Source organism: Photobacterium frigidiphilum (assembly GCF_003025615.1).
In the GTDB taxonomy this organism is placed as follows: Bacteria; Pseudomonadota; Gammaproteobacteria; order Enterobacterales; family Vibrionaceae; genus Photobacterium; species Photobacterium frigidiphilum.
On sequence record NZ_PYMJ01000001.1, the window covers coordinates 168,087 to 187,877 of the forward strand.

At 41.1% G+C, this 19,791-nt stretch carries 19 protein-coding genes and 1 riboswitch; of the genes, 7 read left to right on the plus strand and 12 right to left on the minus strand.

Annotated features, from left to right (window positions below; translation table 11 throughout):
* The 3 genes from moaD to moaA all read right to left on the minus strand — a co-directional run bounded on the left by moaD (nt 1) and on the right by moaA (nt 1,883).
* The gene (gene moaD, locus C9J12_RS00680) at nt 1-246 is read right to left on the minus strand and encodes a molybdopterin synthase sulfur carrier subunit (protein ID WP_107240955.1); all 246 of its coding nucleotides are present in this window, start codon (nt 244-246) and stop codon (nt 1-3) included.
* Nucleotides 243-737, minus strand: coding sequence for a cyclic pyranopterin monophosphate synthase MoaC (gene moaC, locus C9J12_RS00685; RefSeq protein WP_006231192.1), 495 nt, complete (start codon nt 735-737; stop codon nt 243-245). Before moaC ends, moaD begins: the two co-directional genes overlap by 4 nt.
* A 138-nt stretch (nt 738-875) precedes the next feature.
* Nucleotides 876-1,883 carry a GTP 3',8-cyclase MoaA gene (gene moaA / locus C9J12_RS00690; protein WP_107240956.1) on the minus strand — a complete coding sequence of 336 codons (1,008 nt, stop codon included), beginning with the start codon at nt 1,881-1,883 and terminating at the stop codon, nt 876-878.
* Nucleotides 1,871-2,024: riboswitch (molybdenum cofactor riboswitch) on the minus strand. Its footprint overlaps the gene before it by 13 nt.
* 182 nt (nt 2,025-2,206) lie before the next feature.
* Between moaA and C9J12_RS00695 the strand changes: the two genes are divergently transcribed.
* The 3 genes from C9J12_RS00695 (at nt 2,207) to yvcK (ending at nt 4,294) form a co-directional block, all read left to right on the plus strand.
* Complete coding sequence (locus tag C9J12_RS00695; protein ID WP_107240957.1) at nt 2,207-2,434, plus strand: hypothetical protein; 228 nt, start codon at nt 2,207-2,209, stop codon at nt 2,432-2,434.
* Nucleotides 2,435-2,609: 175 nt separating this feature from the next.
* Nucleotides 2,610-3,185, plus strand: a complete 576-nt coding sequence (locus tag C9J12_RS00700) for an LON peptidase substrate-binding domain-containing protein (protein WP_107240958.1) — start codon at nt 2,610-2,612, stop codon at nt 3,183-3,185.
* A gap of 209 nt (nt 3,186-3,394) precedes the next feature.
* Complete coding sequence (yvcK, locus tag C9J12_RS00705; RefSeq protein WP_107240959.1) at nt 3,395-4,294, plus strand: uridine diphosphate-N-acetylglucosamine-binding protein YvcK; 900 nt, start codon at nt 3,395-3,397, stop codon at nt 4,292-4,294.
* On the opposite strand, the gene C9J12_RS00710 is transcribed toward yvcK, so the two are convergent.
* The 9 genes from C9J12_RS00710 to aspS form a co-directional block, all read right to left on the minus strand.
* Nucleotides 4,256-4,615, minus strand: a complete 360-nt coding sequence (locus C9J12_RS00710) for an Hpt domain-containing protein (protein ID WP_107240960.1) — start codon at nt 4,613-4,615, stop codon at nt 4,256-4,258. The genes yvcK and C9J12_RS00710 overlap by 39 nt on opposite strands.
* A 2-nt stretch (nt 4,616-4,617) precedes the next feature.
* Nucleotides 4,618-6,069 carry a quorum-sensing sigma-54 dependent transcriptional regulator LuxO gene (luxO, locus tag C9J12_RS00715; protein WP_193944630.1) on the minus strand — a complete coding sequence of 484 codons (1,452 nt, stop codon included), beginning with the start codon at nt 6,067-6,069 and terminating at the stop codon, nt 4,618-4,620.
* Nucleotides 6,070-6,447: 378 nt separating this feature from the next.
* On the minus strand, nt 6,448-8,472 hold the full coding sequence (uvrB, locus tag C9J12_RS00720) for an excinuclease ABC subunit UvrB (RefSeq protein ID WP_107240961.1): 2,025 nt from the start codon (nt 8,470-8,472) through the stop codon (nt 6,448-6,450).
* A 649-nt stretch (nt 8,473-9,121) separates the two neighbouring features.
* Complete coding sequence (ruvB, locus tag C9J12_RS00725) at nt 9,122-10,135, minus strand: Holliday junction branch migration DNA helicase RuvB (protein WP_011217860.1); 1,014 nt, start codon at nt 10,133-10,135, stop codon at nt 9,122-9,124.
* Between the two features lie 21 nt (nt 10,136-10,156).
* Nucleotides 10,157-10,777, minus strand: a complete 621-nt coding sequence (gene ruvA / locus C9J12_RS00730) for a Holliday junction branch migration protein RuvA (RefSeq protein ID WP_107240962.1) — start codon at nt 10,775-10,777, stop codon at nt 10,157-10,159.
* A 128-nt stretch (nt 10,778-10,905) separates the two neighbouring features.
* Nucleotides 10,906-12,366 carry a methyl-accepting chemotaxis protein gene (locus C9J12_RS00735; protein ID WP_107240963.1) on the minus strand — a complete coding sequence of 487 codons (1,461 nt, stop codon included), beginning with the start codon at nt 12,364-12,366 and terminating at the stop codon, nt 10,906-10,908.
* A 222-nt stretch (nt 12,367-12,588) separates the two neighbouring features.
* Nucleotides 12,589-13,110, minus strand: coding sequence for a crossover junction endodeoxyribonuclease RuvC (gene ruvC, locus C9J12_RS00740; RefSeq protein WP_107240964.1), 522 nt, complete (start codon nt 13,108-13,110; stop codon nt 12,589-12,591).
* A 37-nt stretch (nt 13,111-13,147) separates the two neighbouring features.
* The gene (locus C9J12_RS00745; protein WP_107240965.1) at nt 13,148-13,891 is read right to left on the minus strand and encodes a YebC/PmpR family DNA-binding transcriptional regulator; all 744 of its coding nucleotides are present in this window, start codon (nt 13,889-13,891) and stop codon (nt 13,148-13,150) included.
* Between the two features lie 113 nt (nt 13,892-14,004).
* Entirely contained in the window at nt 14,005-15,798 is a 1,794-nt protein-coding gene (gene aspS / locus C9J12_RS00750) for an aspartate--tRNA ligase (RefSeq protein ID WP_107240966.1), read from the minus strand.
* Nucleotides 15,799-16,127: 329 nt separating this feature from the next.
* Between aspS and C9J12_RS00755 the strand changes: the two genes are divergently transcribed.
* The 4 genes from C9J12_RS00755 (at nt 16,128) to C9J12_RS00770 (ending at nt 19,780) form a co-directional block, all read left to right on the plus strand.
* Nucleotides 16,128-17,018: a DUF72 domain-containing protein gene (locus C9J12_RS00755; RefSeq protein ID WP_107240967.1), complete on the plus strand. Its 891-nt coding sequence runs from the start codon at nt 16,128-16,130 to the stop codon at nt 17,016-17,018.
* Between the two features lie 175 nt (nt 17,019-17,193).
* Nucleotides 17,194-17,922 (plus strand): carboxy-S-adenosyl-L-methionine synthase CmoA, encoded by a 729-nt coding sequence (gene cmoA / locus C9J12_RS00760; RefSeq protein WP_107240968.1) that lies wholly within the window; start codon nt 17,194-17,196, stop codon nt 17,920-17,922.
* A 17-nt stretch (nt 17,923-17,939) separates the two neighbouring features.
* Complete coding sequence (gene cmoB, locus C9J12_RS00765; protein WP_107240969.1) at nt 17,940-18,914, plus strand: tRNA 5-methoxyuridine(34)/uridine 5-oxyacetic acid(34) synthase CmoB; 975 nt, start codon at nt 17,940-17,942, stop codon at nt 18,912-18,914.
* Nucleotides 18,915-19,003: 89 nt separating this feature from the next.
* Nucleotides 19,004-19,780, plus strand: coding sequence for an ATP-dependent zinc protease family protein (locus C9J12_RS00770; RefSeq protein WP_107240970.1), 777 nt, complete (start codon nt 19,004-19,006; stop codon nt 19,778-19,780).
* The last annotated feature ends 11 nt before the right edge of the window (nt 19,781-19,791 follow it).

Here is a 19,791-nt window from a genome sequence, read left to right on the forward strand (position 1 = left end):
TTAGCCTCCCGTTACTGGCGGGAAGAAAGCGACTTCATCACCATCTTTAATTTCAGAGTCTAAATGACAAATTGTTTGGTTAATCGCAACCAATAACTTACCCGACTCAAGCGCTAGTTGCCATTTATCACCACGTTCAGTTAAATGTGCACGCAGCATCTCTGCCGTTGCATACTCAGCATTAACCTCTAAACGATCAACACCAACTAACTCTTTAACTTGGGCAAAGAAAAGTACATTAATCATGCTTCTACCTTAAAGTGGCCTGACTTCCCACCCGTTTTCTCTAGCAAACGAACTTGACTAATAACCATATCTTTCTGAACAGCTTTACACATATCATAAATGGTTAATGCAGCGACTGAGGCAGCTGTTAATGCTTCCATTTCAACGCCCGTTTTACCTGCAAGTTTACAACAAGATTCAATGCGTACCATATTGGTTTCATTTTCATTAGTTGCAGGCATTGCTTCAAGCTGTACTTCTACTTTTGACAACAAAAGCGGATGGCAAAGCGGTATTAGATCCCACGTCTTTTTAGCCGCTTGAATACCGGCAATACGCGCTGTAGCAAACACATCACCTTTGCGATTATGACCCGATACAATCAGTTCCAAAGTTTCTGGTGCCATATGTACAAATGCTTCAGCACGTGCTTCACGTACTGTTTCAGCTTTAGCTGACACATCGACCATGTTTGCTTCACCAGAAGCATTGATATGTGTTAGTTGATTCATCAATATTTTTTCCATAAAGAGGCATGAAAAAATGATCCGGCATGCCTAAATGTATTCATAAGTAAGGCTTCATTCTTCGTGATTCAAATGCACTGTAAGGTGTTATACAACTAACACCTTACAGAGTGAGCTGAAGAATCAACCGCCGATAGAAGCAAGATTAGGTGTCATACCAGTATTGCCGGCATCAAGGAAATGGCTAACTGCTTTTTCCTTTAATCCACCTTGAATACGACTAATGAGTTCTGTTCGCTGCTCATCTGCCGACAGTAAATCACGAAGTTTTACCCCATGATCACCAAATAAGCACAGGTGAAGTTTGCCTTGAGCTGAAACACGTAAGCGGTTACAACTTTGGCAGAAATCTTTTTCATAAGGCATGATGAGTCCAATCTCACCCATATAATCGGGATGACAAAAGACTTGTGCTGGGCCATCATTTTTGCCATTGATCTTTAAGAGCCAACCGTTAGCAATAAGATGATTACGAATGCTTACACCAGATACATGATGCTTCTGGAATAACAAATCCATTTCGCCAGTCTGCATCAATTCAATAAAGCGTAGCTGAATTGGACGCGTTTTAATCCATGCTAGAAACTTAGGTAGCTCTTGTGAATTCTGGTTTTTTAGCAATACCGTATTGATTTTGACTTGTTCAAAACCTGCGTCAAATGCCGCATCGATCCCAGACATCACCTTATGAAACATATTTTCACCGGTGATTTGATAGAACATCTTAGGATCTAGGCTATCCACACTCACATTAATATGAGTAAGACCTGCCTCTCGCCACTCTTTGACACTCTTCTCCATACGATAACCATTCGTGGTGGTAGCCACTTTAGTTATGCCGGGCTGAGCCGCAACAGTACGGATAATATCCGTATAATCACGACGTAAACTAGGTTCACCACCCGTGATACGTACTTTTGACGTTCCACATTCAGCAAAAGCCCTTGTTACGCGCTCAATCTCATCTAATGTAAGAAAAGAAGGTTTCTTTTTTTCTGTCGGCTTATAGCCATCAGGCAGGCAGTAAGTACATTTAAAATTACAGACATCTGTGACTGATAGTCGCAAGTAATAAAACTTGCGATGAAAGCGATCTTCAAACTGAAGATCATTACCTAATTGTTGCGCCATGGAACACCTTTCCAAATACGGGAGGCCGATTCATTTCTAAATTGACCCTGGTGACAGTATGTCACTGGCTCTGAACACATATATTCTGGATTTAAGAAAAGCAGAAAACGTAGTGACCAAAGCTCGGAGTTATGGCAGCTATGCAAACTGATTCATTAAAAAGCAATCAACATAACAGCTAATCTAATTATAAAAGTATCAGATAAAATGCCTTATTGACAAGTTACTGAAAAAATATTGCCATATTCTACCTTTTGGTGCTGATCGCGACAATACTACTAAAGGGAATATTCTTTATATTTCTTACTAATTCTGGGGGTATTATGTCCAATATTATTGAATCTGCAACCATTGACGATATAGCGCTCTATCTGCAGCGAGAAGATGGTCTTGATGTAAAAGCATCCTATCAACAAGCGCAAAGTGTTATTGATGGCTTCAACGACATGGCAAGCAAAGGGATTATCAAAGGCTGGTATTTTAACGACCAAGGGCATTTAGAACTGCTACCCAGTGACAATGCACTACGTATTATTGCTAATCAAAAGTAAAGTGCTTTGCATTTTGCACTTTGGATAAACTCGTTATTTGCAATATACAAAAAAATGTACCCTATATTGCTTGCTACCAAGGTATAAAGCTAAAGGAATAGCGGTATTGAAATATCGGCATCACATTTGCAGTGTCTACCTTATCAGACATCAATCTTTGTAAATGGAGCCGACAATGACGAATTTACTACCGCTACTTTTTCAAAAACGTCATGTTTTACCAACAGGTAGAATGCCAATAAGGATAGCTCCAGGACCGCAAACTGAAGCATTCAAAGTCGCAGTAACATCTGAAGATGGATTTGGCGTTTGTATGTTTGACCAGAGTGAGCATAATCACCAATTTTTTCATATTGGCACACGTGTAACGGTTGAAGATTTTGATACTTCAAAAAAAGATGGCGCATTAATCGTTACGGTTTATGGACACGAAAGCTTTCGTATCAAGTCGTTAGAACAAAACGATAATGGTGTTTTCTTTGGTGAGTATCATACACTGCCACAATGGTCTGAAATAAAAGCACGTAACAACCAACAATTGTTGGCCGATAAGTTACGAATCATGTTTGATAAATACCCTGAATTAGATAATTTACACAGAACCAAAGAATTTCATAATCTGAGTTGGTTATGCCAACGTTGGCTAGAGATTTTGCCTGTACCTGCAAGTGAAAAGCAGCTACTACTCAACACACCAAACTGTCTCGATACGTGTGATTATCTCATGAGTATGATGCTGGAATCACATTAGGGCGTGTTGACATTTCAAATAATGCCATTCCCATATGCTGTGTATTGTCGCCTTATGATTGAAGGCGTTTTATACTCGCTTAAGCTTCGCACAATAATGCTTACTAAGCGTGATACAAACAGCATATTAAAATCCAAGTCTTGTATTCATATTGCAGCCTTGTATACACTCATGGGTAAATACAGATCACGAAAGCTTGCAAATTGAACATGACAAACACGCAAAATAAAATAAAAACAAAAATCGTCGCTATTGGCGGTGGTCATGGTTTAGGTCGTATACTTTCTTCGTTATCTGATTACGGCTCTCAGGTTACTGGGATCGTTACAACCACAGACAATGGTGGCTCTACTGGGCGAATTCGTGCTTGCCAAGGCGGAATTGCATGGGGAGATATGAGAAATTGTATCAACCAATTGATTACAGAGCCATCTGTCGGTTCAATGATCTTCGAATACAGGTTTAGGGGTAATGGCGAGTTAAATGGTCACAACTTAGGTAATTTAATGCTTACCGCACTCGATAACCTATCAGTGCGCCCTCTAGAAGCAATAAACCTTATTCGCGATATGCTCAAAGTTGAAACACAAATTATCCCCATGTCTGAGCATCCTGCCGATTTATCTGCTTTGACGCTAGCGGGTGAAATCATTTGTGGTGAAACCAGTATCGATGAACTGCCAGACGTACCACAACGTCTGTATGTTGAGCCATTAGTACCAGCGACAAAAGAAACAGTAACGGCTATTCATGAGGCCGATATTGTTTTGCTAGGTCCCGGCAGCTTTTTAACCAGCATTATGCCACCACTGCTATTGAAAGAAATTGCAGGTGCATTAAAAGATTCTAATGCCAAAATTGTTTTCATCTCGAATTTAGATCAAGAAAATGGACCTGCAGGGCAAATGTCACTAATGACAATGTTACATTGGTGTGAGCGAGCAATGAACGGCAAGTATATTGATGCTGTCATTACTGATAAGCCGGTACCTGAGCTCGCACCTCGATATGAGCAACTAATCGAAGACTTAGCATCTAATAATCATGAATGGCGTCATGATAGAGAAAAATTAAAGCATGCTATTGATAAGATCATTATTACCAGCTAACTGCTTATATGTATGCGCAGTCTCTTCAACCATCGTCCTAAATTCAGGCAGACGTTCGACTATCCAATGATCTTGTTCTTGCTTTACTCTCGATTCACATTCTTGAGCCATTAGAGCGAGATCATCTGCACCAAAACTAGCAGCACTGCTCTTTACAGCATGACTAATATCACCAATTTGGGTTATCGTTGGTTGATCGGATAATTGACGTAAATATTGTTCTAGTTCATCACTAAATACATTGAACAAGATCGAAACGGTTTCGTCACCCACTTCATCAGCTAGGCGCTTTATTGTTTCTTGGTTAATATTAATAGCCATAATTAATCGATCTCCCTATTACTACCTACAGCATCTTGCCAGGCTTGTAATTTTCTATAAATTGTTGATGGGCTAACTTCTAGCAAACCTGCAGCACGAGGAACATTACCATCACACGCATCAATAGCAGCTTGTATTGCGCGTTTTTCGACAACCCAAAGCGGTTCAATTGCAGTCCGTTCAATGGGTTCGGTATGTAAGATGTCTTTCTGTACAATCGTACTTTTTTGTACTCCAGAGGCAATTCTTAGATGGGATGCAATTTCAGCGCCAGATATCTCACTAATTGGCGGTGGAACCATTTGAAGAGTCACTTCTTCGCCAGAATTTAAAACGACAATATTACGAATAACGTTTTGTAATTCACGAACATTGCCCGGCCAAGTATGGAACTTAAACAAATCAATAACGTCTGAAGAAAAACGACTAAAGTTTTTTCCTTCTTCCACAGACATTAATGCCAATAAAGCATGTGCTATTTCAATCATATCGTCACTACGATCACGCAGTGGGGGCAAGGCAATAGGAATAACATGTAGGCGATAATAGAGATCTTCTCGGAAGCGCCCTTCTTGAACTTCAATCCACGGATTACGATTTGTAGCACATACAAAGCGTACATCAACAGTACTCGTTTTAGAAGAGCCTACTTTTTGATATGTTCCTGTTTGAATAAAACGTAGCAACTTGCTTTGCAAATCCAAATCCATTTCGCAAAGTTCATCAAGAAACAATGTTCCTTTATGAGCCATTTCAACAGCACCTTGCCGCTCTGTCGATGCACCTGTAAATGCACCTTTAACATGACCAAATAACTCACTCTCAATGAGTTCTTTAGGAATAGCGGCACAATTTAATGCGACAAACGGTTTATCATTACGCGGGCTGGCTGCATGAATCGCTTCTGCACACACTTCTTTACCCGTACCACTTTCACCCGTAACAAAAACAGTCGCCTTACTCGACGCTGCAGATTCGATAACACGATATACGGCTTGCATCGGTATACTATTACCGATGAATCCCTGATATTGCGCTCCACCTTGTTTAGATTTAGATGATTGCTGACTTTTACTATTATCTTTTAAAGCATTATTCACCGTAATGCGTAAACGATCAGCTTCGCAGGGTTTGATCAGAAAATCTTGGGCGCCGTGTCTCATCGCATCTACCGCAACATCAATGGAGCCGTGAGCGGTCATAATAACAACAGGTAAATTCTTATGGTTCAGGCGTACAGATTCAAGTACTTCCATACCTGTCATATCAGGTAAACGAAGATCTAGTAGGATAAGTTCAGGCACTGTCTCTTTCATGAAGTTCAGTGCATCCCTTCCTGTTCCGACAATCGTGACATTTAATCCTAATGGGTTTAGATAAGATTTATACAATGCCGCTACCGATGCAGTATCTTCGACCATTAGGACTTGTCTTTGCTTTATTCCGCTTTCCATTGCCACTCCACGCTATCTTTCCCTGAACTAATTGTAATCAATACATAAATTTATGTAGTGTCTATTTTTGTATTTTTGCAAAAAACTTACGATTATTGCATTTTAATTCGCAAAACGATTCGCAAAATGCGAAAGCCCTAGGAAGGTTAGCAGTAATTTATGACAAATTAATCGCTATACGCTGTATTTATGGCAAAATAGACATAATAAAAAAGTTGGCATAGGACATGCATTAATAGAAATGACTCTTAATGTAGAGTCAACCTAGCCAACTGACGTTGTTTGTGGAATGAATTCACTAAAACAATGATGCCAACCGAAACTATTACGGTTGGTTTTTTTTTACCTGTAATTTGGTAAAAGAAATTGGGTATATCGTTAACTGTTCATGATAAATTGCTGGCGTAACGTATGTATTTTGTCACGGGCTTCGGCTGCTTTTTCAAATTCTAAGTTCTGCGCTAAATCATACATCTCTGTTTCTAGCCGCTGTATTTCAAGTTCTAACTGCTGAGGAGACAGATTTACATAAGTGCCTTTACTTTCAGCAACACGATTGAGCTGCGCAGCTTTATTCGTTCTAGAACGAGAACTTGGCTTACCCAGCTCAAGAATATCACCCACTTTTTTATTCAGCCCCTGCGGAGTAATACCGTTTTTTTCGTTATGGAGAGCTTGCTTCTCACGCCGGCGATTAGTTTCAAATATTGCCCGTTCCATTGAGCCCGTGATCTTATCGCCATAAAGAATAGCGCGGCCCTCAAGGTTACGTGCCGCACGACCAATAGTTTGAATCAACGATCGTTCTGAACGTAAAAAACCTTCTTTGTCTGCATCAAGAATAGCGACTAAAGATACTTCTGGAATATCGAGGCCCTCTCGAAGCAAGTTGATACCGACCAACACATCAAACTCACCTAACCGTAAATCACGAAGAATCTCTACACGCTCTACCGTATCGATATCAGAGTGAAGATAACGCACTTTGACACCATGCTCTGCAAGGTATTCGGTTAAATCTTCAGACATACGTTTAGTCAGTGTCGTTACTAACACACGCTCACCTTTCGCTTCTCTAATCCGAATTTCAGACAAAAGGTCATCAACTTGTGTTGCAACCGGACGCACCTCAATAATAGGATCGAGTAAACCTGTAGGTCTAACAACCTGTTCGGCAATATCATTACCCGATTGCTCTATTTCATATTTACCCGGTGTTGCTGAGACATAAATAGTTTGTGGGGCTAATGATGCAAACTCATCAAATTTCATAGGACGATTATCAAGAGCTGATGGCAAACGAAACCCGTATTCAACCAAGTTTTCTTTACGAGAGCGGTCACCTCGATACATAGCACCAATTTGCGACACAGTAACATGTGATTCATCAAGAATGAGCAAACCATCAGCCGGTAAATAATCAAATAACGTTGGAGGCGGCTCACCTTCCTCACGGCCACTTAAGTAACGAGAATAGTTTTCGATACCCGAGCAAAAGCCTAATTCGTTCATCATTTCAATATCAAACTGCGTACGCTGTGAAATCCGTTGCTCTTCTACAAGCTTATTGTTATCCATAAGCTGCTTGCGTCGAACAACCAGCTCATCTTTAATTTTTTCAATGGCTTCCAGAATTTTTTCTCGGGGAGTTACATAGTGCGTTTTTGGATAAATCGTGCAGCGCGGTAAATCTTTTTCAAGTATAGCGCCAGTTAAAGGATCAAATACGCTGATACACTCAACTTCATCGTCAAATAGCTCAATACGAATAGCATCATGTTCTGATTCCGCAGGAAAAACGTCGATGACCTCCCCTCTTACACGGAAATGCCCACGTTCAAAAGAAACGTCATTGCGCGTATATTGCAACTCAGCGAGACGACGGAGAATATCACGTTGATTTAACATGTCTCCACGGCGTACATGTAGCATCATTTTCAGGTAGGAATCAGGATCACCCAGACCATAGATGGCAGATACAGAAGCAATAATAATAACGTCACGACGTTCTAATAACGCCTTGGTAGCAGATAGCCGCATTTGTTCAATATGTGCGTTTACAGAGGCATCTTTTTCAATAAAAGTATCGGTTGTCGGCACATACGCTTCAGGCTGATAGTAGTCATAATAAGAAACAAAATATTCAACAGCATTATCAGGAAAGAATTCTTTCATCTCGCCATAGAGTTGCGCTGCTAGCGTCTTGTTCGGCGCCATGATAAACGTAGGACGATTGGATTCTGCAATCACATTTGCAATAGTGAAGGTTTTACCTGAACCTGTAACGCCCAGTAAAGTCTGATGAGCAAGCCCTGAATCAAGCCCCTCTAATAATTGCTTAATCGCTGTCGGTTGATCACCTGCTGGTGAGAAACCAGAAGATAGAGAGAAGACTTTACTCATAATTGCGCGTCCAAAACAAGACAATAGGCCTCCATTTTGCGTTGAGATATTGTAAAGTCAATGCTAATGGCGACATTTGAATAAGAGGAAAAAAAGACCTAAATAATAATCGCAAGGGATTGACCGATATTTCTTATCGGCGTATTATTCTCGCCCACAGAGTTTCTCATGCTAGCCTTTACTCAGCTTCCTGCTGAAAATAAACATTGATATTCCCTTTTTTATTTTTTGATAAAAAAATCCATCCACAGCTTTTCCTCTTTTTGTTTCAAATCAATTCACAGTTATGTTTATAATAAAAATAATGTAAACCATTTATTCTAATAATCTATTCAAACTTAATACTTATTTTTCAATCGCACTGATAACAAGTATTTATCCAGCATTATTCATATTGATAAAAATTCACATTGAAAATCATTTTATACATCGAAGGTACTTTTCTAGTGTCCATCAACACAGTTATCCACAGTTTCCGTGGATAACTAAGGTAAAGCCTTGTGCGGATAGGGGTAAAGAAAATCAAGATTTTTTTACAAAAAAATCAAATTAATCAGCAGTGCTTGATTTTCATACAGTGTGGTGTAAAACGAGGCTAGTCATTAACGAGAAATGTTCACTAGCCTCATTTATGTATACCCAAGATACCTCAACGAGCTTCTGGTATATCAAGCCCAAAATGCAAATATGCGCGGTGAGTTGCAATACGTCCACGCGGTGTTCGCTGTAAGAAGCCTTGTTGAATCAAGTAGGGCTCTAATACATCTTCAATCGTATCTTTTTCTTCACCGATCGCGGCAGCTAAGTTATCTAACCCTACTGGCCCACCCATGAATTTATCAATAATGGCTAAAAGTAGTTTTCGATCCATATAATCAAAACCGCTACTATCAACATCTAACATATCTAAGGCTTTCTTTGCGGTATCTGAACATATAATGCCGTTACCCACCACTTCAGCATAGTCACGTACTCGACGTAATAAGCGGTTAGCAATACGTGGTGTACCACGAGCACGTTGCGCCATTTCTAACGCGCCCTCTTCTTCCATAGAAAGACCAAGGCAATTAGCACTGCGTTGTACAATATCTTTCAGATCGTCAACTTTGTAATACTCTAAACGCTGGGTAATACCAAATCGGTCGCGCAGCGGCGAGGTCAAAGAACCCGCACGTGTTGTCGCACCGATTAGAGTAAAAGGCGGTAAATCAATTTTAATAGAACGTGCGGCAGGCCCTTCACCAATCATGATATCTAACTGATAATCTTCCATTGCTGGATATAGCACTTCTTCTACATGCGGGCTTAATCGATGGATTTCATCAATAAAGAGAACATCATTTGGCTCAAGATTGGTCAGTAGCGCAGCTAAATCACCCGCTTTTTCTAATACCGGTCCAGAGGTAGTGCGAATACTGACACCCATCTCGTTGGCAACAATATTCGCTAACGTCGTTTTACCTAACCCAGGAGGACCAAAAATCAATAAATGGTCAAGGGCTTCTTCGCGAAGCTGAGCCGCTTTGATGAAAATCTCCATCTGACCTCGAACATGGTCTTGCCCTTGATAGTCATTTAATAACTTAGGACGAATTGCTCGATCAATGACTTCGTCATCGCGGCTTTCAAAACTATTTGATATTAATCGATCAGCTTCAATCATAATGCGTTTGCCTGTTTAGCCTTATACCATCGAACGTAATGCTTCACGGATGATGTTTTCACTGCTCATCTCAGGCTTCACCACTTGGGATACCACTTTTGCTGCCTGTGGCGCTTTATAACCTAAAGCAATAAGCGCACTTACCGCTTCATCTTCAGCACGTGCACTCGAGTATTTTTGTACTTCTGCATTTGATGCTGCTGCATCTGACGCTGGTGTGAATAGATCACCTTCACCCCACCCCTTCAAGCGATCTCTCATTTCGATCACTAAACGCTCTGCTGTTTTCTTGCCAACACCGGGAATTTTCACCAATGTCGTAATATCTTCATTTTCAACACTCAAAACAAACTGGCTTGCCGTCATCGCTGAAAGAATGGCTAAACCAAGCTTCGGGCCAACCCCATTGGCTTTTATAACTTCACGAAAAAGCTCTCGTTCGCTTTTTTTATTAAAGCCATACAGTAATTGTGCATCTTCACGGACAATAAAATGCGTACAAATGACCGCAGCCTGACCTACCTCAGGTAGCTCATAGAAACAACTCATTGGCATTTGAACTTCATAACCGATACCACCAACATCTATTAATACTTCTGGTGGCTGTTTCTCTAAAATTGTTCCACTAAGTCGGCCAATCACTGCACTATCTCTGTATGAGTTGAAATTGGCTCTAGGATAGTAAAGTGCTGGATGGATATCCAGCACTTTATGTCTTTAGGTGAGTAGAAAAGCGGAGATGATATTCATTCTATTTACGTATTAAAAAATCAACTCACTTTCGGTGGGGATACGACTGCGTTTAAGCTGTCGGCTAAACCTTTTAATGCTTCAACACGTTGTGCTAACTGCGCCCCTTGTATCGCCACGGAATCTGATACTTTATTTGTTTCAACAACCCCCGTTGCTACTTCATGGCTTGCCGTATTTAACTCTTTTAATGCATGAACTTGATGGCTCATAATATCTGCTAGCTGATTTACATCACCAGAAATACTGCTTACCTGCTCGATAATAGCCGTCAACTCTTGGGCTGTTGCTTTAATAATCATTTGACCGTGATGCACTTCTTTACGGCTTTTATCTAATAATGTACGAATTTCGAGTGCCGATTCATTACTTTTAGCAGACAACTCTCGCACTTGTGAAGCCACGACAGCAAAACCTCGTCCATGCTCTCCTGCTCGCGCTGCTTCAATCGCAGCATTCAATGCTAGCAAGTTAGTTTGATCAGCAACCGTTGTGATCAAATCAGCGACAGAGACAACTTCTGCATTACTGCTTAAAATACGGTCGATAGCATTGGTTGATGCTTCTAGTGATTCGACGCTTTTTTGCGCTTGTTCACCCACCAATTGACTGCGTTGTTTTAGCTCAGTAACAAATCGGTCTGATTCATCAATACCTGATGTCATATGAATCAATTGCTGACTCATTTCTTCAGCTGAACTGGCCTGCGATTCGCAATTAATATTTAAATGATTAACTTGCTGATAAAGCTCACCTGATTGCTGTTCCAATTGATTGGCAACATCTGATAACTGGCTAGCATTTGCATTTGCTTGTTGCAATACAATGGATAGTTTTTGCTCGCCTTGTTGAGCATTATCAGCAATTTTTTGACTGGTTTGTTGAGCTTGTTCAGACGCAGAAAGCGCAGCTTGTCGTTGCTTCACCGTGTAGGCTTGCGCTATACCGATAACCACCAGCGGTAATATAATACCTGACCACGTTTCAACAATGTGCGCACTATCAGTCAGTATTAACTCTGGAAATACATAACCACTTAAGGTGACGTTAACCATCCATGCTGAACTCGCAATAACGAACACACTCCACAATGTCGCCATCAAAGGTCTGGCAGTAAGAAAAAAAGCGATCAGCAATAATGGCATCCAAAAGGATTGAGTGGAGTTGACGATACCACCACTTTGATAAACGATATTGAATGCATGTACTACCATGCCAACAAAACCAATATTGAGAGCTAATTCAGGCGCTTTGAATACTCTTAGCATCAAACCAGCAAACACTTCGCAAGCAATTAATAGCAGTGATGTCATTATCAACAATGAATGGTCGTGCTTATACCATTTGATCAAGCTATACATGCCAACAAAAAAAGAAAGCAGTGTAAAAAACACAAGCGTATCAACATAACGAGCTTGTTCGGTATTCCACTGATGCGAAGGCGGCAAAAACAAATGTCGCCATATTGAGATGGGAGTCATGAAACCTTTCCTTTGATAATTTGATTTGTTGAACCATAGGTTTTTATTTAATCATGCTAAGTAAGGTAACTAACGTATTATGAAACTGATTGCTAGTATGACCTCTGACCAATATATGCTAATTACCAATACACTCACAAAATAAAAAGCAGCCAATGGCTGCTTTTATGATCGGGCTAACACTATGCAAGCAAATACTTATTATTGCTTTATATTAATCACTTAACGATAACGGCCACGGCGGGCACTACTTGCTTTACCAGACATAGCAATTAATGTTTTATGTGTATGGGCATGACAAATGGCAACGGCTAAAGCATCGGCGGCATCTGCTTGTGGTTTACTGGACAATTTAAGCACCGAGCACACCATATGTTGAACTTGAGCTTTATCTGCGGCTCCCGTACCAACCACGGCCTGTTTTATTAGACGAGCAGCATATTCACTTACAGGTAAGTCAGCATTGACCGCTGCGACAATAGCACTACCTCGTGCTTGTCCCAGTTTCAACGCAGAACTAGCATTCTTCCCCATAAAGACTTCTTCAATCGCAAACATATCGGGTTGGAATTGGGTGATCACTTCAGAAACACCCGCATAAATTTGCTTTAATCGACCAGGAATATCTTCAAAAGACGTTCTAATACAACCACTACCGAGATATTCAAGGTTTCGACCAACCTGACGAATAACACCATAGCCTGTAATTCTAGAACCTGGATCTATCCCTAAAATAATCGTCATTTACTTGTCACTGTGTTAGCGATAAATGCAACAACCATTATAGTTGTTCAGCAATTTCATCTGTAATTTCACCATTATGGTAAACTTCCTGAACATCATCTAAATCTTCTAACGCATCAATAAGACGCAGTAATTTAGGCGCTGTTTCTAGATCTAAATCGGCTTTCGTAGAAGGCACTAGTGTTACTTCTGCATTCACGGCATCAAAACCTGCTATATCTAATGCATCTTTTACCGCACCAAAATCTGATGGTGTTGTGTATACATCAATAGAGCCATCATCATTGGTTTCAATGTCTTCTGCACCACTTTCTAACGCCGCTTCCATCATTACATCTTCATCAAGACCTGCGGCATAAGAAATAACACCTTTTTTATCAAACAGGTAATTCACACTGCCATCAGTGCCTAAGTTACCGCCTGATTTACTAAATGCATTACGTACACCTGAAACGGTACGATTACGATTATCTGTCATGCATTCAACCATAACAGCCGTACCAGCAGGGCCATACCCTTCGTAGATAACCGTTTCTAAGTCTGCTTCTCCATCACCACCAGCACCACGTTTAACAGCACGGTTAATCGTATCGCGCGTCATATTGTTCGATAAGGCTTTATCCACTGCCGCACGCAAGCGAGGGTTATTTTCAGCTTCTGGGCCACCATCTTTAGTCGCAACAATAATCTCACGAATTAATTTGGTAAAAATTTTTCCACGTTTAGAATCTTGCGCAGCTTTACGGTGTTTAATGTTGGCAAATTTACTATGACCAGCCATGAATACTCCGAATTTTAGTCAGCCTGTTGGCTTAAGGTTTCACGAGGATGAAAGATTGGCCAGTGGAATCACTGGCCAAATAGATTACGGTGATAAATTAAAGAACGAGGTCTTTATTCAGCACTTTCTTCTTTAGCGGTTTCTTTTTTTGCAATCGCAACTGCAATAGAAAGCTCTTTTAGCGACTCAGGGTTCGCTAAGCTTGGTGCATTCGTTAACAAACAAGATGCAGCTGTTGTTTTAGGGAACGCGATAACATCACGAATGTTATCGGTACCACATAACAACATAACCAAACGGTCAAGACCAAACGCAAGACCAGCGTGTGGTGGTGTACCGTACTTCAACGCTTCAAGTAAGAAACCAAACTTAGACTGCTGCTCACCTTCTTCAATACCTAAAATATTGAATACTGCTGATTGCATATCTGCGTTGTGGATACGAACAGAGCCACCGCCCACTTCATAGCCATTAATAACCATGTCGTATGCATTTGAATTTGCAGCCGCAGGGTTAACAGCCAATTCTTCAGCCGTAATGCCTAATGGAGATGTGAATGGGTGGTGCATTGCATGTAGGTTACCTTCACCATCTTCTTCAAACATAGGGAAGTCGATAACCCACAGTGGTTTCCATACTGACTTGTCAGTCAATTCAAGATCTTCACCTAGCTTAAGACGTAATGCACCCAGTGCTTCAGTAACAACACGCTTGCTGTCAGCACCGAATAGGATGATGTCACCCGTTTCTGCTTGAGTACGATCTAATAGGTTAGCAACCACGTCTTCGTTAAGGAACTTAGCAACTGGAGATTGAACGCCTGCAAAGCCAGCTTCACGGTCGTTCACTTTCATCCATGCTAAGCCCTTAGCACCGTAGATACCCACAAACTTAGTGTATTCATCAATCTGCTTACGCGATAGTGACGCGCCACCGGGAACACGAATAACCGCTACGCGACCTTTTTCGTCGTTAGCAGGGCCAGAGAATACTTTGAAGTCTACATCTTTTAAGATGTCAGCAACGTCTACCAACTCAAGAGGGTTACGTAGATCTGGTTTATCGGAACCAAAACGACGCACCGCTTCTTCAAATTGCATGATTGGGAATGTGCCTAGATCTACATTTAGCAGCTCTTTCCACATTTCAGTGATCATCTTCTCTGTCATTCCACGCACTTGCTCGGCGCTCATGAAAGAAGTTTCGATATCGATCTGTGTGAATTCAGGCTGACGATCTGCACGTAAATCTTCATCACGGAAACATTTAACGATTTGGTAGTAACGATCGAAGCCCGACATCATCAACAACTGCTTAAATAGCTGTGGTGATTGTGGTAATGCGTAAAAGCTACCTTTGTGCACACGACTTGGTACTAAGTAATCACGTGCACCTTCTGGTGTCGCTTTAGTCAATACAGGTGTTTCAATGTCTAAGAACGCATTCTCGTCTAGGAAACGACGAACAAAGCTAGATGCTTTAGCACGTAGTTTAATACGATCGCTCATTTCAGGGCGACGTAGGTCTAGGTAACGAAACTTAAGACGTTGTTCTTCAGAATTATTCTGATTGAAATCTAGTGGTAACACGTCAGAGCGGTTGATAATTTCAAGGCCTGTTGCCAAGATTTCAACTTCACCTGTTGCCATTTTTTTGTTTACTTGGCTTTCTGGACGAACGCGTACTTCACCGATAAGACGGATACAGAATTCGTTGCGCAGTTGGTTAGCCAGTTCGAATACATCTTTCATATCCGGGTCGACAACCACCTGAACAATACCTTCACGATCTCGCATGTCGATGAAGATTAGACCGCCTAAATCACGGCGACGGTTAACCCAGCCGCATAATTCTACTGTTTGTCCTTCAAGGGACTTGTTCAGGTGACCACAATATTGGGTGCGCATAAGAAATTCCTGATCTGTTTACTAATATCCTGTGAGCGATTTCAGCAAGCTAATCACTTACCTTGCACAGGCTGATTCATTCCTGACCACTAACCGCTCAATCTTTATCCAATTTAGGAAGTTAAGTGTGGCCAAGATGCAAAAATGACGAAACATTATAAAGCAAAAAAACCAATGTAGGAAAAATCCGCCCCCTAAATCAAGGAAAAATACTCACTTCTTTGCAGATAACGTTGACCAAACGTAAATTCTGTATTCACAATAAAGACTTACAGCACTAATACGTAATGTATCAACGTTCAAAAATCATTCAATGAGAGAGGATTGTTATGACAATTCCAACTAATAGGCCTCTTTTTCTCGGCCTAGCTATGTGGTCTCATAACCAATGGCAGAAAAGTTTATATGGCTCTGGCTGTAAAAATAGTGATCGTTTAGCGCGATACGCAGAGGTATTTAATACTGTCGAGGGTAACACCACTTTTTATGCAACGCCTGCAATTACCACGGTAAAAAAATGGCATGATGCAACCCCGAGTGATTTTCGTTTTACCTTTAAATTACCCAGCACCATTACTCATCAAAATCAACTAATGCATTGCGATCAACTTTTAGCTGATTTTTTAAATGTGATGGCTCCCCTGGAAAGTAAAGTGGGGTTATGGAAAATTCAATTACCTGCCAATTTTGGTCCTGATGCATTACCCGCACTCAAAAAGTTTCTACAAAAGATCCCTAAGCACCTTACTTATGGTGTTGAAGTGAGGCATTACGCCTTCTTTAATAAAGGCGACGCTGAAAAAACCTTAAATGGATTACTGATCGAGCACCAAGCCAACCGTATTATTATGGATAGCCGCCCAGTATTTGCCGCCCCGCCGACCTCTGAAGCGGTAATTGACGCCCACCAAAAGAAACCGCATGTGCCTGTTCATGCCATCGCAACGGCTATGCAGCCAATGATTCGCTTTATTGGCCATCCTGAAGATTTAAGTAACGACCCTTTCTTTGATAACTGGCTAACTCGGTTACCCAAGTGGATGGCCGATGGGAAACAACCGTACTTGTTCATCCACACTCCTGACAATGTTTTAGCCCCTGAATTAGCCATTCGTCTGTATCAAAAATTACAGCAACGCATTGCGAACAGCGCATTATCGTTGCCTGATATCGCGCTTCCTCCGGAACCAGAAGCAAGCCCTCAAATTACATTACTCTAGCAGCGACAGTTTATTCTGTTTAATTACGTAATGAACCAGGGCTGTTTATTATTAATTCACTAAAGACAAATGACCTCATTTTCTCTACAATACGCGACCTTTCAGAGGGTGATGGAACACGCTTTGCGTTGAACAGCAGGATCCATGTTCTTTATCAATTAAGAGGTTCGTGAGAATGGCAGGCCAAGACAATATTTTTGCTGCGCCAATTGAAAAACTTGGTGATTTTACTTTCGATCAAAAAGTTGCAGAAGTTTTTCCAGACATGATTCAGCGCTCGGTTCCCGGGTACAGCAATATCATCTCTGCCATTGGTATGTTAGCGGAACGCTTTGCTAAACCACACTCAAAGATATATGACTTGGGTTGTTCTTTAGGTGCCGCCACGCTGTCTATGCGTCGCTCTATTCAGCAAGAAGGCTGTGAAATTATCGCTGTTGATAATTCAGCGGCCATGGTTGAGCGTTGCCGACTTCATATTAATGCCTACCGTTCAGATACCCCTGTACAGGTGATCGAAGCCGATATCCGTAATATCGATATTGCCGATGCCTCTGTGGTTGTCTTGAACTTCACCTTGCAATTTCTAGTGCCAGAAGATCGTCAAATGCTACTAGAGAAAATCTATGCAGGGTTGCGTCCAGGTGGCATTTTAATCCTGTCTGAAAAATATATTTTTGACGATGAGCAAGCACATGAATTACTCATCGACCTTCACCACGATTTTAAACGAGCCAACGGTTACAGCGAGCTAGAGATCAGTCAAAAACGCAGCGCAATTGAAAACGTGATGCGCCCCGATAGCATTGATACGCATAAAAAACGCTTAACTGAGATTGGCTTCAGTAGTACTGAAGTATGGTTCCAGTGCTTTAATTTCGGTTCTATGTTCGCTATTAAATAAGGTATTTTGTTTTTACTATGTTTAGTTTTTCTGAGTTTTATAAGCTAATCGCCCAGCACGAAACCCTTCGTCCTTGGCTAAATACCTTACCAAAGCAATTAAGTGATTGGGAAGAAGCAGAGCACGGCGACATGGGTCGTTGGATCCGTGCATTGAAAAAATTCCCCACAGATAAGCCAGATATTATCGATATCAAAAACGAAGTGAGTGTTCGTTATGAAGATGGCGTTGCCAACGGTGAACAAAAACGTTTAGACAGTTTGTTACGTTTATTGCACCCGTGGCGTAAAGGCCCGTACAACATGCACGGTATCCACATTGATACTGAATGGCGTTCAGATTGGAAATGGGATCGCGTATTACCGCATATCTCACCACTGCAAGGTCGTTCAGTGTTAGATGTCGGTTGTGGTAACGGCTACCACATGTGGCGTATGTTAGGTGAAGGGGCGGCATTAACCGTCGGAATTGACCCATCAAACCTCTTCTTAATCCAATTTGAAGCAATACGTCGCTTAATGGGTGATGATAACCGCGCGTTTTTATTACCTTTAGGTATTGAACAACTGCCAGAGTTAAAGGCATTCGATACCGTTTTCAGCATGGGCGTACTTTATCACCGCCGTTCGCCATTAGATCATATCATTCAGCTAAAGAACCAACTTCGTAAAGATGGTGAAGTGATTCTGGAAACCTTAGTGATTGAAGGTGACGAAAACGCAGTATTAGTGCCAACAGGCCGTTACGCGCAAATGCACAACGTATACTTTTTTCCATCAGCAAAAGCGTTAAAAGTCTGGATGGAAAAATGTGGCTTTGTTGATGTTCGTATTGTTGATGAAAGTGTCACAACCACCGATGAGCAGCGATCGACAGATTGGATGACCAATAATTCCTTACCGGAATACTTAAACCCAGATGATCCAACAAAAACCATTGAGGGTTACCCTGCACCTAAGCGCGCTATTTTAGTTGCTCGGAATCCTGACTAACCACTGACAAAGGGATGCTTTTCGCATCCCTTTTTTTACGCTAAACTATCGCCGTTTATAGAAAAATAGAAGTTCTTCTGGGAGAGACCATGCTTCGCCGCAGCTTAACATTACTCACTTTAACCATGCTTTCAGGCTGTACACTTACACAGTCAAAAAATCACGAAGAAACCTTAATTGCCATTAATACAATGGAAAAGAGTGTCAATATTCAGCTTGAGACCATGACTCAGCAAATTAATGAACAAAATGAACATATTGCCAATTTGGAAAATGAATTATCATCAGTATCCAAAGATGTGAAGTTCGTTAAACATAAAGTATTAACTCAACCTAAACTGGTTGTAGAGAAACAAGTCATAACGATCCCAGCAGAAGCTAAACCTATTGATATTAAAGTCGCTAATGGCAAAGCTGTTTTAGGTCAAGAAGAATGGATTTGGCTAGATTCGGTTAAACAGCATTTTAAAGCTCGGATTGATACTGGTGCAACAACATCGTCACTGAATGCTGTTGATCTGCAAGTTTTCGAACGTGATGGTAAAGAATGGGTTCGCTTTAACTTAAGTCACCTTAACGATGAAACAAGCAAAAAGCCGGAAATCATTGAAGCGCCAGTGGTACGCTGGGTTAAAGTTCGTCAATCTACTTCAGAAGAAGCAGCTCGACGTCCCGTTATCGAAGCATGGATTCAATTAGGATCATTACACGAGAAAGTACAATTCACATTGGCAGATCGTACTCAAATGACCTACCCCGTATTGCTCGGTCGTGAATTTTTTAAAGACATTGCATTGGTTGATGTTGGCAAACAGTTTATCCAAGGAAAGAGTCAGCCCGAAGCGGCATCAAAGACTAATAATTAAATGATGAGGAT